The 12478-nt window shown below is 59.1% G+C and carries 12 protein-coding genes; 4 read left to right on the forward strand and 8 right to left on the reverse strand.

The genetic code is table 11. The features are described 5' to 3' along the window. The first annotated feature begins 139 nt into the window (after positions 1–139). From K1X75_01645 to K1X75_01660, 4 genes are read left to right on the forward strand one after another with little or no spacing between them, the layout of a single operon-like run. Complete coding sequence (locus K1X75_01645; protein MBX7056739.1) at positions 140–379, forward strand: hypothetical protein; 240 nt, start codon at positions 140–142, stop codon at positions 377–379. Beyond that, positions 376–867, forward strand: a complete 492-nt coding sequence (locus tag K1X75_01650) for a hypothetical protein (GenBank protein MBX7056740.1) — start codon at positions 376–378, stop codon at positions 865–867. Before K1X75_01645 ends, K1X75_01650 begins: the two co-directional genes overlap by 4 nt. Then, complete coding sequence (locus K1X75_01655; protein ID MBX7056741.1) at positions 864–1904, forward strand: ferric reductase-like transmembrane domain-containing protein; 1041 nt, start codon at positions 864–866, stop codon at positions 1902–1904. The genes K1X75_01650 and K1X75_01655 overlap by 4 nt, the downstream gene beginning before the upstream one ends. A 15-nt stretch (positions 1905–1919) precedes the next feature. Then, positions 1920–2684, forward strand: a complete 765-nt coding sequence (locus tag K1X75_01660) for a hypothetical protein (protein ID MBX7056742.1) — start codon at positions 1920–1922, stop codon at positions 2682–2684. A 39-nt stretch (positions 2685–2723) separates the two neighbouring features. On the opposite strand, the gene K1X75_01665 is transcribed toward K1X75_01660, so the two are convergent. From K1X75_01665 to K1X75_01700, 8 genes are all read right to left on the reverse strand, one after another. Further along, positions 2724–3773, reverse strand: coding sequence for a VOC family protein (locus K1X75_01665; GenBank protein MBX7056743.1), 1050 nt, complete (start codon positions 3771–3773; stop codon positions 2724–2726). Further along, positions 3770–4975, reverse strand: a complete 1206-nt coding sequence (locus tag K1X75_01670; GenBank protein ID MBX7056744.1) for a hypothetical protein — start codon at positions 4973–4975, stop codon at positions 3770–3772. The genes K1X75_01665 and K1X75_01670 overlap by 4 nt, the downstream gene beginning before the upstream one ends. Then, positions 4972–7641 carry a hypothetical protein gene (locus tag K1X75_01675; GenBank protein ID MBX7056745.1) on the reverse strand — a complete coding sequence of 890 codons (2670 nt, stop codon included), beginning with the start codon at positions 7639–7641 and terminating at the stop codon, positions 4972–4974. The genes K1X75_01670 and K1X75_01675 overlap by 4 nt, the downstream gene beginning before the upstream one ends. 3 nt (positions 7642–7644) lie before the next feature. After that, positions 7645–9198 (reverse strand): GMC family oxidoreductase, encoded by a 1554-nt coding sequence (locus K1X75_01680; GenBank protein ID MBX7056746.1) that lies wholly within the window; start codon positions 9196–9198, stop codon positions 7645–7647. A 16-nt stretch (positions 9199–9214) separates the two neighbouring features. Next, a complete protein-coding gene (locus K1X75_01685; protein ID MBX7056747.1) occupies positions 9215–10060 on the reverse strand; it encodes an SDR family oxidoreductase in 846 nt (281 codons plus the stop codon). A gap of 125 nt (positions 10061–10185) precedes the next feature. Continuing rightward, positions 10186–10548 (reverse strand): hypothetical protein, encoded by a 363-nt coding sequence (locus tag K1X75_01690; protein MBX7056748.1) that lies wholly within the window; start codon positions 10546–10548, stop codon positions 10186–10188. Positions 10549–10722: 174 nt separating this feature from the next. Continuing rightward, positions 10723–11112 (reverse strand): hypothetical protein, encoded by a 390-nt coding sequence (locus tag K1X75_01695; GenBank protein ID MBX7056749.1) that lies wholly within the window; start codon positions 11110–11112, stop codon positions 10723–10725. A 57-nt stretch (positions 11113–11169) separates the two neighbouring features. After that, entirely contained in the window at positions 11170–12438 is a 1269-nt protein-coding gene (locus tag K1X75_01700; protein ID MBX7056750.1) for a GTP-binding DUF697 domain-containing protein, read from the reverse strand. Positions 12439–12478: the final 40 nt, after the last annotated feature.

A 12478-nucleotide genomic window follows, 5' to 3' on the forward strand; every position in this document is an offset into this window, starting at 1 on the left:
CGGCGGGCGTCGTTTATGTCCCCTGGGCGTCGTGGACCGGCGCGTGTTCTTTTTGATTTTCACGGTCAAGACCTGGATAGGCGAATTCACTTGACCACGGCTTGCGTGCCAGAGTTCCTTCTGGCAGGTCGCCTGTTCGATGTCAGCGGAATCTGCAGCTATTCTGGAGAAGCTTTTTGTTTGTTATCTGACAGCGGGCTGCTACTATGCTGTCTACTTCATTGGCTCAAGCTTCAAGCGCCGCGACCGTGCATTGCACGGCAGTCCATTTGGACTGCGCTTTCTGTTCTTTCCGGCCGCAACGGCATTCTGGCCGCTATTGAGCATCGTTGACTTTCAAATGTTGCTGCGGCAGCGCCGTGCGCGAGGCCGCCGTTGACTTCTTCGCTGCGCAGGCTGCACCGCTGGCTGATGCCGGCCTTGCCGCTGGTCGCCGGCGCAGCGGCGGGCGTTGCGCTCTGGCAGCGCGCGCCTCAACTCGAAAATCAGCGTATCGCTCCCGCTCTTGAGAGCGCAGCGCCACGGGCGGCAAGGCCGGTTCATCGCGCAGCACAAGAGCAGGGCAGCCTGCGCTGGCAATTCCATCTGCTGCAGGCGGGCGCCGATTGCTACGCTCAAATCAAGGTTTCGCATGGCATCCTTCCCCCGGAGTGGCTGCTGTATGAAGGCGCCGAAGGTCCGTTGCCGGCCAGAGGCTTGCCGGCGGATGCGCTCTTGCTTGGGCCGGTGGGCGATGGATGGCGTAGCTGGATCGTCGCCGCGGAGCGTTGCGGCGTGCTGCACAAGCCGCGCCAGATCATTCTCTATAGCCTGCTGGATCAGCAAGCCGTTGCGGCAGCGCCGCTGAGGAGCATGCCAGCGCTATGAGTAACAACTATCGCATCATTTCCTGGAACCCATTCAAGATTCGCTATGATCTGGCGCTGTTTGCAGTGGTCGCAGCATACCTCATCGTGTTTGGCGCATGCAGCGCCTACTCTTTCCCGCAGGCCACCGCGGAGACCATCGTAATTCGCGCTTCTGGCAGTTGTGCGCTACTGCTCCTGCATGCCATACTCTGCATCGGTCCGCTGACCAGACTGCATCCGGCTTTCCTGCCGCTGCTTTACAATCGGCGCCATCTAGGCGTTGCCATGTTCCTGCTCGCTCTGGTTCATGGACTGTTCAGCTTGATTCAGTTTCACGGCTTTGGCGATGAGCACCCGCTGGCCAGCGTTTGGACGCTGCAAGCGCGCGTGCAGCAACTCAGCGACTATCCATTTCAAATTCCCGGTTTTCTTGCCCTCGGCATACTGGCAACCATGGCCGCTAGCAGTCATGACTTCTGGTTGGCGCAGTTACGGCCTCAAATCTGGAAGTTGATTCACTTCGGCGTCTACGTCGCCTATGCACTCTTGATCCTGCATGTCTCCATGGGCGCATTGCAAAGCGAAAGAGATCCGTTGCTTATCTGGCTGATTGCTGCAGGCCTGGCAACGGTCTGCACACTGCATCTGATCTCTGCTCTGCGCGAAAGGAGCATAGATCGCGCCGCGACCGATCGATTGGAAGGGGTTGATGGTCTGGTTCGCGTCTGCGCTGCAGACCAGATTGCCCTGAATCGCGCCCGAATCATTGCGGTGGATGGCGAGCGCATTGCTATTTTTCGACACGCTGGCGGCTTTTCAGCTGTCAGCAATGTTTGCCGCCATCAACTTGGGCCGCTGGGCGAGGGCCAGATTGTGGATGGTTGCATAACCTGTCCCTGGCACGGCTACCAGTATCGGCCCGAGGACGGCCGCGCGCCGCCGCCCTTCCGCGAAAAACTGGAAACCTACGCTCTGCGCATTGTGAAAGGAATTGTTTATGTTGATCCGCGGCCGAAAGCGCCAGGAACCCTGGTCGAGCCAGCTACGCTATCTTGATTGCCGGCGCCTGCAATGACAGCGAACAGCGAACAAGAATTCTTCATTGGATGGCAAGCGCCGCTTACGCGGCGCGTGCGCCGGCATTTTGTAATTGGACTTCTTCTTGCATTGACCTTCATTGGCGCGACAGCCGCGCTGCTTGCTGGCGCACAGCGCACGTTTGATCCATCGTATCTGGAATTTGGCGTGCAGCGTAAATTCAGCGGCGTTGTTTCTATGGACCCTTATCCGCAGTTGGTCGTCGATCGTGCGATCCCGGGCGGCCCAACAGTGCATACGCGCTACTTGCTCTCGGCGCCCTTTAAGCACGGCGCCGATTCGCTGGTTCGACCCTACAGCGGCCAGCGCGTAACCTTGAGCGGATCCCTGCTTTACAATCGGGGCGCAGCAATGATTGAAGTTGCGGCTGATTCTGTGCGTCCAGCGTCGGGCGAATCGTCAGAGCATTCGCCGCCGACTGTTCTGGGCGAATTCACTTTTGTTGGCGAAATCGTAGACAGCAAATGCTATCTGGGAGCCATGAATCCGGGGCGCCATCTGGTACACCGCGCCTGCGCCGAGCGCTGTATCAGCGGCGGCATCCCGCCCATGCTTTTGGTGCACGCAGCGGACGGGCGCGAGTACCTCATGCTGCTCAGCGACGAAAATGGCGGCCAGGTCAATCGCGCCGTGCTGGGTTTGATTGCGCGTCCGGTGCGCATCCGCGGCCGGCTGGAAGCCTATGAATCCATACTGGTATTGCGCGCCAATCCGGCAATGTATCAGCGGCTGGATTGAGCGCTTCGGATACGCAAGGATGCGCCGCCGGCATTCGGTTCAGCGCCGTTTGATGTGCAGTAATAGGCCGTGACCATCGGGATCCTGTACCAGCAATTCTGAATTGGACGGCGAGGCTGAGTCCTGGACAAGACCGGCGCTCAGCACTTTGCCTCCGGCCGCCTGGATGGCGCCAAAAATCTTTTCCGGATCGCCTTCCAGCTGCACAATGGTCTGCCAGCTGGCCAGATCGGACGGCGTCAGATCGGCAGGCGTCGGCCGTCCGTCGCGCGGTTCGAGATATTGCAGGAATTCAATGCCCGGGCCGGAAGGCGATCGGTAAGTGGAGATGCGCAAGTGCGCGCCGACGACGTTGTTCAATCGCTCCTGCTCCGGTCCAATATTCTCGCTGCCGCCGGCTCGATTGAGTCCGAGCACGCCGGTATAGAAAGCAGCGCTGCGTTCGCTATCGCTCACAACAATTGCCGTGTGGTCAATGCCGGCAAAGAGCGGTCCAGGCTCCTGCCAGCGAGGATCTCCCTTGCCGGCAGGGAAGTAGATAATTTCTAAATAGTGATTATCAGGATCTCTAAAGTAAAAGGCCCGAATGCCTGCCGCCGCCGGATTGCTCAGGGGCAGGGTCTGCGGTCCGCCGGCGGAGGCCGCCTGCACATGAGCCGCCTGCAATCGCAGGTAGGCTTGATCCATATCGCGCACCACAATTGCCAGGTGCTGAAACCAGCGATCGTTGGAGCGACTCTCCGGATAGGGCCGGCCGCGCGGCGTCTGGTAGGCGGCCAGCTCGATGATCTCCGTTCCCAATTGCAGCCGCGCCACCTGTCTGCTGACGCCGCTGCGCCCTTGCAGTCGGTCCAGCGTCGCGCCCGATTGCTGCTCTTTAGCGAGCAGACGAAAGTCGAGGACTTTGGTGTAAAAGTCTATGGAGCGCTCCAGATTGGAAACGCTGATTGTTACGGGTCCAACGGAATCCGGTCGCGCCGCGCCCGCTGCAGCGCAGTGCAGCACAACAATGGCCAGCCCGGCCAGCATCGCTGCCCGACGCCAGATCAGACCAGGGACGTTTCGAAATAGCGGATGCTGGATTTTCATGGCGTCGCCTCGGCTGTGGTGTGTCGCATTGTTGCAGCGCGCAGGGCCGCCAGGCCATAGAGCAAACCGAAGATAGCGGCGATTGCAAAAGCGCCGCTCAAGGTCGTCAGCTTTGCACTCAGTCCGGCGGCAATGGCCGGAGGTCCAATGCCGTAGCCAGCCATCAGCGCAGCCAGCGCCAGCGCCGAGAGAGCGGCCTCGTGGCGCGGATAGCGCTCGATGCTCAGGCTGATGGAAAAGGGAAAGAACCACGAGGCGCCAAATCCAAGTGCGGCAAAGAGCAGCTGCATGGACCAGGCGTTGGCGCCAGGCGCCAGGGCCACTGCTGCCAGGCAGCCAATGACCAGCGGCGCCGACAGCAAGTAGACTGCGCGGCTGGAAAGATAGAGCGCTGCGGCCGAGGCCGCCAGCCGACCGAGAGTTACAGCAAACCAGAAAAGGGAAAGCGCCAACTTGGCCTCGGCAGCATCAAGACCGCGCTCGTTCTTGAGCATGTCGACGCTCCAGTAGGCGACAATGGCCTCAACAATTCCGTAGAGCACAATTGCCGCCAGGAAAAACCAGGCGCCTGCCGGCAGTCGCTGCGATGCAGCGTCAGCGCGCGCCGAAGCCGCTGTCGGTGCGCTCATTCCGAATGGAAGCAGAATCAAAACCAGAAACAATAGCGCGCTGAGCGCCGGCGCGAGCTGCCAGCTGCCGCTGGCGGCCGCAGCATTGACCAGCAGCGGCGCCGCCGCCGCGCCAATGCCCAGAGTGGCGTGCATACCGGTCAGCACCGTGTGACTGCGCGCCGGATAGAGTGCGATCACCTGCGTATTGAGTACCGAAACCAGCAAGCTGAAGCCCATGCCCAGCATCAGCTGCGCTGCGAGAAAAACGCCCAGCGATAGCAGCGGCTGACCCAGCGTCAGTCGGGAAAGGGCAAGCAGTCCCAGGAAGGCCGCGTCCACCGCCGCGCCCAGTCGGAACAGTTTTCCGGGACTCATACGCGCCAGCGGACTGGAAGGCAAGAAACTCATCGTAAAGCTGACGGCTATGACGCCAACAATCAAGGGGATGGTGAACCAGCCATATTGTTCGGAGCTGATGCCGTTCTGGTCAGCCTGCTTGATGATGTCCGCGGCGCCAGGCAGAACTACCAGGCAGACGCCCTGCAAGAAGGCGGCCGCATAGAAGAGAATCAATCGGGCTGCTTTGTTCATCGCGCGCCGCCGCGCGGCTGGATGATTTTGGCGATCAGCCCGGTCCAGCCGGTCTGGTGCGATGCGCCCACGCCGCGCCCGGTATCGCCATGGAAGTACTCGTAAAAGTTCAGGTAGTCGCGAAAATGCTTGTCTTCCTGAAACTTTTTGACATCGCCAAATACCGGTCGGCGGCCGTCGGGACCGCGCAAGAAAATGTTGGTCAGGCGTCGGCCAATTTCATGCGCCGCCTCGGCCAGTGAGATCGTCTTACCGGAGTCCGGCGGAAATTCTACGCGGAACTCATCGCCGTAGTAGTGATGCAGCCGCTGCAGCGACTCGATGATCAAATAGTTCACCGGCATCCAGATCGGGCCGCGCCAGTTGGAGTTGCCGCCAAAGAGCCCGCTGTCCGACTCGCCCGGCGTATAGCGTACCGTGAAGGATTCGCCCCCGGCAACAAATACATAAGGATTCGAGTCGTGACGTTTGGATAGGGCGCGGATGCCGTTGGGCGCAAGAAACTGGTCTTCGTCCAGCATGCGCGCCAGCAGTCGCTTCAGGCGGTGGCCCTTGAGCAAAGAGAAAAGTCGAATCTGCCCCTGGCCCGGTTCGGACCAGCTGGCCACCAGGCGCGCCAGTTCCGGACGATTCTCCAGGAACCATTCCAGACGACGCTTGAATTCCGGCACCCGGTCCAGCGTCTCGGCGTCCAGAATGTCCACGGCAAACATCGGAATGAAGCCAACCATCGACTGGATGCGCAGCGGGATGCGCTGACCATCCGGCTTTTGCAATACATCGTAGTAGAACTCGTCCTCCTCGTTCCACAAATCGGAGTTTTGATCGCCGAAGCTGGTCATGGCGCTGGCGATGTACATGAAGTGTTCGAAAAACTTGGTAGCAATGTCCTGATAGATTGGCCGATGAGCAGCCACTTCAATGGCGATGCGCATCAGGTTGAGCGAATACATGGCCATCCAGCTGGTGCCGTCGGACTGTTCAATGCGGCCGCCGGTGGGCAGCGGTTTGCTACGGTCAAAGACCCCGATATTGTCGAGGCCCAGAAAGCCGCCTTCGAAGATGTTGTTTCCTTCGGCGTCCTTGCGGTTGACCCACCAGGTGAAATTCAACAGCAGTTTGTGCAGAATGCCTTCCAGAAAGTCGATATCGCCATCGCCGCCGCGAATCTTGCGCTCAATCTGAAATACGCGCAGCGCGGCCCAGGCATGCACCGGCGGGTTTACATCGCTGAAGGACCATTCGTAGGCCGGCAGCTGACCGTTGGGATGCATATACCATTCGCGGGTCAATAGCGTCAGCTGTTCTTTGGCAAAATTTGGATCCACAATAGAAAGTGGAATGCAATGGAAGGCTAGGTCCCACGCGGCAAACCAGGGGTACTCCCACTTGTCCGGCATCGACAGCACATCGGCGTTGTTGAGATGCTCCCAGCCGGCATTGCGGCCGCGTCGCCGCTCAGCGGGCGGCGCAATCGTTCCGGGATCGCCCTGCAGCCACTGCGCTACGTCGTAGTAATAGAACTGCTTGGACCAAAGCATGCCCGCAAAGGCCTGACGCTGAACCAGGCGCAAATCGGGATCGGGAATGTGCGCCTGAATATCGCCGTAAAATTCGTCGGTTTCTTTGAGCCGCGCCGCAAATACGGCGTCGCAGTCGCGCAGGGCCGCATCGGCAGAAGCCGCCGGTTTTGCCGTCAATCGCGCGCGAACCGTAAAACTCTGGCCCGGGGCCACAAGGCTGCGGCAGTGTGCGGCCGTCTTCGTTCCCTTTTGCTCCGGATTGACTGCTTCGCGCTTTGCCTGTACTACAAAATCGTTGATGCCGTCCTTGGCATATCCCTTCCAGTCTTCCTTTCCGTAGAGTCGCGCCTCATTGTTATCATTTTCGCAAAAGAGAAAGGGCGCCTGCGCATCGCAGTAGAAGTGAAAATCGCCCAGGTTCGCTTCTTTCAACTGCACGTGTCCGTCGGCGTAGCGCATCTGCGGACGCGGGCCACGATTCCAGGACCAGACATTCCGATACCAGAGCGTGGGTAGAATATGCAATGGAGCTGCCTGTTCTCCGCGATTCCAGGCAGTAATTTTGAGATATATATCGTCCGGTGCGCTGCGCGCATACTCGATGAAGATGTCGAAATAGCGATCCTGATCGAAGACGCCGGCGTCGACCAGTTCAAACTCCGCGTCCAGTTTCCCGCGACTTCGATTCTCGCGCACCAGTTGTTCGTAGGGATAGGCCTGCTGTGGATACTTGTAGAGCATCTTCATGTAGGCGTGAGAGGGACTGCTATCGAGATAGTAATAGTATTCTTTGCAATCCTCTCCGTGGTTGCCTTCGCTGCCGGTCAGGCCAAAGAATCGTTCCTTCAGGATTGCGTCTTGCTCGTTCCAGAAGGCCAGCGCCAGGCACAATCGCTGGTCGCAATCGGAAATGCCGCCGATCCCTTCTTCGCCCCAGCGATAGGCCTTGCTGCGGGCCATGTCGTGGGTCACCGTATCCCAGGCGTCGCCGCCGGCGCTGTAGTCCTCGCGGACCGTGCCCCACTGTCGTTCCGTGAGGTACGGTCCCCAGACTTTCCAGATATCGCGCGGGTACTCGCCCTTGCTTTGCAGCGCTTCGCGATTCTGGCGATCCTGGATCAGACGCTGGCGTTCTTCATTCATTGCTTATCCGCCCTTGATACGTTGCTGCAAATGTTCCGCGACGCGCAGCGCCATGGCCATGATGGTCAGCGAAGGATTCACGGCCCCGCTGGAAGGGAAAAAGGCGCCATCGACTACATAGAGGTTGTCCAGTTCGTGGGCCTTGCAGTTGGCATCGAGCACGGAGCTGGCCGCGTCTTTGCCCATTCGCGCCGTTCCCACCTGGTGGGCGACGCCCGCCAGCGGAATCTTCTTACGCAGATAAAGCGAGTGCGGCACAATATGATCGGTCTTCTCAACTTCGCGCAGCAATTTGGTCCAGCGCGCCATCAAGCGATCGTAGCCCTGGGTGTTGTTGTCGTGGTAGTCCAGGATCACTTTGTCTTGATTGATGCGCACACGATTGTTGGCGTCCGGCAGGTCCTCGGAGGTCAGCCACCAGTCAATGGAGTGCGTGGCCATTTCTTCCAGCACGCGACCTGGCGCAAACTTGGGCGCGTCGCCGCGCAGCATGTCCTTATTGGCCTTGCCCAGCAACTGGATGTGGCCCATCGGGAATTCGAAGTCCGGCTCGCCCCAGTAGAAATCGTTGATGGCCATGGTCTTTTGAAACACCGTCGGGTTGCGGCGATCGGAGATGCCGAGGATGGCGCCGTTGACGTGCTTCATGAAGTTGCGGCCGACCTGGCCGGAGCCATTGGCCAGACCCTGTGGGTGTCGATCGCTATGGCTGCGCAGCAGCAGCGCTGCGCTGTTGATTGCACCGCAGGCCGCTACCACAATGCCGCCCTTGAAGCTGCGCATCTGACCATCGACCTCAGCCTGGACCTCTTCAACGCTGCGGCCTGAGGCGCCGGTTACAAGCCGTTGCACCTTTGCCCGAACGATCAAGTCGACGTTGGGCAGTGTGTGCACCGGTCGAATGCAGCTGATATCGGAATCCGACTTGGCATTGACCAGACAGGGAAAGCCGTCGCAGGTGCCGCAGCGAATGCATTCGCTTTCCAGAGGATTGGCCTCATTGAGGTGTACGCCAAGCGGCACGTGAAAGGGCTTCAGTCCGCGACGTTGCAATTCGTCGCGCATCTCGGCAATACGCGGCTCGTGCGAAACGGCGGGAAAGGGAAAGTCGCTGCTGCGCGGCGGTTCGGTTGGATCGTCGCCCTGTTTGCCGTGCACGCGATACAGAATCTCCGCCTCGCGATAGTAAGGCTCCAGTTCCGAATAGCGCACCGGCCAGGCCGGCGAGATGCCGCCAGCGTGACGCACCTCTTCGAAGTCGCGCTCACGCAAACGCAGCAGCGCTGCGCCGTAGACCTTTGTGTTTCCGCCTACCCAGTAGCCGGTGCCTGGATGAAATTCTTTGCCCTCTGAATCCAGCCAGGTTTCCGTGGTATGGTAGCGTTCCTTTTGAAAGACGGAAATCGTATCCCAGTTTTCCTGTTCGCGCGGCAGCCAATCGCCGCGTTCCAGAATCAGGATCTTTAGATGCGGCGCCTGCGTGGCCAGTTTGTGCGCCAGCGTCCCGCCGCCGGCGCCGGTGCCGATGATAATGACATCGTAGTTTTGTTCTGCCATGATTTTGATCCTTGCCTTAACCGCCGGTCGCAAAGCCGGGATAGTTGGTCATACCGCCGTCGACATAGATGGTAATGCCATTGATGTAGTCGGAGAGGTCCGAGGAGAGCCACACGGCAGCGCGGCCAATGTCTTCGGTCACGCCAACGCGCTTGTAGGGAATCAATTCCAGCAGCTTCTCTTCGGCATCCGCCGTAAACCAGGCCTGCTGGTTGATCGGCGTCTTGATCGCGCCAGGGCTGATGGCGTTGCAGCGAATTTTCTTGGGGGCCAGTTCCTGAGCGACGGATTTCATAAACATCAGCACGCCGCCTTTGGAAGCAGCGTAGTTGCAGTGCGTGGCCCAGGGAATGATGTCGTGCACCGAACTCATGCATACGATCTTGCCGCAGGCGACGGAACGTTCCATCACTACGCCGCGCCGCAGGAATTCGCGCACCGCTTCGCGAGCGCAGAGAAATTGCCCGGTCAGGTTGACGCGTAACACAAACTCCCACTGTTCGAGGGTCATATCAACAAGGTTTGCGTCGCGCTGCAGGCCGGCATTGTTGATCAAAATGTCGACCGTTCCAAAGTGGCCAATCGTCTGCTTGAACATCTCCTGAACGTCGGCCTCCTTGCTCACGTCGCCTTTCACGGCAATGGCCTTGCCTCCGTTCTGCTCAATGCTATGCGCAACGCCTTCGGCTGCTTCAGGATCGACGACATAATTGACAACCACCTGAGCGCCGGCCTGGCCCAGCGCCAGGGCTACGCCTTTGCCGATGCCGGAATTGGCGCCGGTAACTACCGCAGTTTGACCTTTCAATAAGTCGCGATACACCTCCCGTTCGGTCTCATTCAACTTTTTCAAATCTTCCATTGTTTTCCTTTCCTGTGTTCATGCCGGAGACTCTCCCCGGCGATCTAATTCCAAGGTCTGCAAAGTTTCGAAGTCTATTTCGTGGCAAGGCCTGTAGTTCGTATGTAGTTTAAACTAGATTCGGCCTACTGCGCCGCTTCCGGGGGGCGAGCCTGAAGCAGCTGGCGAATGGCAAGAGCGTAAGCAAGCAAAAATGGGGCGAAGCTCAGGGCTTGAATTCCTTCAAATTTGAAGGCAAGGCCCATGTCAAAAGATTCGCGAACAAAATGCATGGCAAAGACCAGAGCCAGACTGGTCCGCTCAGCGCGCCACATTGCTAGAGCGGTCAGTGCAATCATCGAAAGGTTGCGTCCGGCCAGCTCCAGCAGCGCTCTCAGATTCTCAGGCCGCGCTGCATCAAATGAGCCGTATGCCAGCGATGGTTCAAATAAAGCCGACCAGGATTTCAAGCAGAGGATGGCGATAACCAGCAGGTTCAGCACTTGCATCCACCGTGGAATCTTCTGGCGGACCAAATTCGACCGGTTTGTCACAGACGAAGGCTCTGCCATATTAGGTGACAGATTCGCGATGCCCCTGGCGGTTACAAAAATTATGGGGCGCTATGTAATAATTGTAAGCCCCAGAGGTCCGCGGCGCTCTGGCCGCGGACCATCGATGCGTTATTCTGAACGGCGCAGCCAGAGCAGGCAGAGCAGGCACAGCGCCTCGATGCTGGCAAAGACGCCCAGTATTTGTGGAACGAAGGCGTCCAGTCCCGGAGTTGTGGCTGAATTGATCAGATCGCCCAGGTCTGCCGCCAGACGCACAGCAAACATCAGCGCCAGCATCGACTTGCTGCGCGATAGCAGCGCCACCAGGAATCCAACGGCGATGGCCAGCAACCGAACGCCCAGGTTGCGGACAGTCCATATAGCCAGAGGATCGGTCGCAGTGTAGCCAACGAAGGAAACCTGGTGCGTTGTGTAAAAAGCGTAAAATGACTGCAGGTAGTTCAGGGCGAAAAAGGCGGCAATGAGCTGCACCAGCAGATAAAGAATGGATCGTGCCATATTAAAATGATCTCCTTCCGGCCGCGCCGGGGTTCGCCGGTCGCTCGCGCGATTGCATCAAGCCTGACCGCTGGCTTTTTCTGTCCACAATTCGCGGAATTGCTCCGGCTGCTTCAGCTCGCCGGAGAAAAAATAGGCCTCCGCCGCCTTGCCCAGGGCAAAGGTTCCGGAGGCGGCGATCGATCCCGATGCGGCCCAGCCGCCAATCGGCAGAAGCTTGAGCAGCTGTTGCGCCGCATAGCGCAGCCCGCCGGCGGTCAGCAAGTTGACGCCAATCGCCGAGAGGTATTCGTGAGCCGTTTCCTTGCTGACCGGCCGACAGGAGAGTCCGCCGATCATAGCTATCATCAACATCTGCATCGGCGCCAGAACCAGAAAGTCAGAGAGCGGCAGGGGCGATGCGCCGACTCCCGACGCAATCACCGCAAAGCGTTTGATCAAGCTGCTGGAGATACGGCGCAATTGTTCTCTGCGGCGCAGCGCCTGGTAATAGTCCAGCAGGGCGGCCTCCGGCAAGCGTGCGCCGATAAAGTCGGCCAGGACATCAATGTTCCAGTTTTCTCCGGGCAATGAGCAAACGGCAATCACTGCCGGTCGCTCCCGTTCAGGGCCGGCCAGGCCGCGATAGGGCGCAGCGGCGTCGAGCGCCACGGCGTGCATCCCAAGCGCCTCGCCGGTCAGATACTGCAGCGCCTCATGGATCAGCGCTGCTTTGTGGGCGCTCTTTTCCGGCGGCCAGTCGCGCGGATTGCCAAGCGTATCCGCCTTATTAACGACAACTACCACCGGCGTTTGCAGGCCGCTATCGCGTTGCAAGGCATCGACCATTTCCGCCATGACCGTCAGGTCCATGGCCAGATTGCGGATTTCGGGGGCGCTGATTACATGCAGAATGACGTCCGGCTTGTGGCGCAGCAGATCCTCGCGCAGGGCCCGCAAGGCATCGTCGACGGGGGCGCCATCGGGTCGCGTTGTCTCAAAGATACCGCGCGAGTCGATTACCTGCCATGCTGAAAACGGTTCTTGAAAGCTGATCAGATAGGGGATGGATTCCGGCGTCGTAGGCTTCACATCGCCAACCGGGGCCACATTGCGCCCGGACAGAGCGTTGATCAGCGATGACTTGCCGTGTCCGGACCGACCGGCGAGGAAAAGCGAAGGCGGTCGACTCTCGGTGATCAGGCGCCGAATTTCATCCAGCGCCGGCCCCATAACGGTGCGCTTCAAAAATTGACGGGCATCGACTGGCAGGAAGCCGGATACGGAATCGAAGAATTCGTCGATACTGTCCAGCAGTTCGCGCGTCCGGTTGCGGTCAATCGCCATGCCTTTCCCCGATGGTTAAGTTTTCTAAAGTTTAGCAAGA

Source organism: Leptospirales bacterium (assembly GCA_019694655.1).
In the GTDB taxonomy this organism is placed as follows: domain Bacteria; phylum Spirochaetota; class Leptospiria; order Leptospirales; family Leptonemataceae; genus SSF53.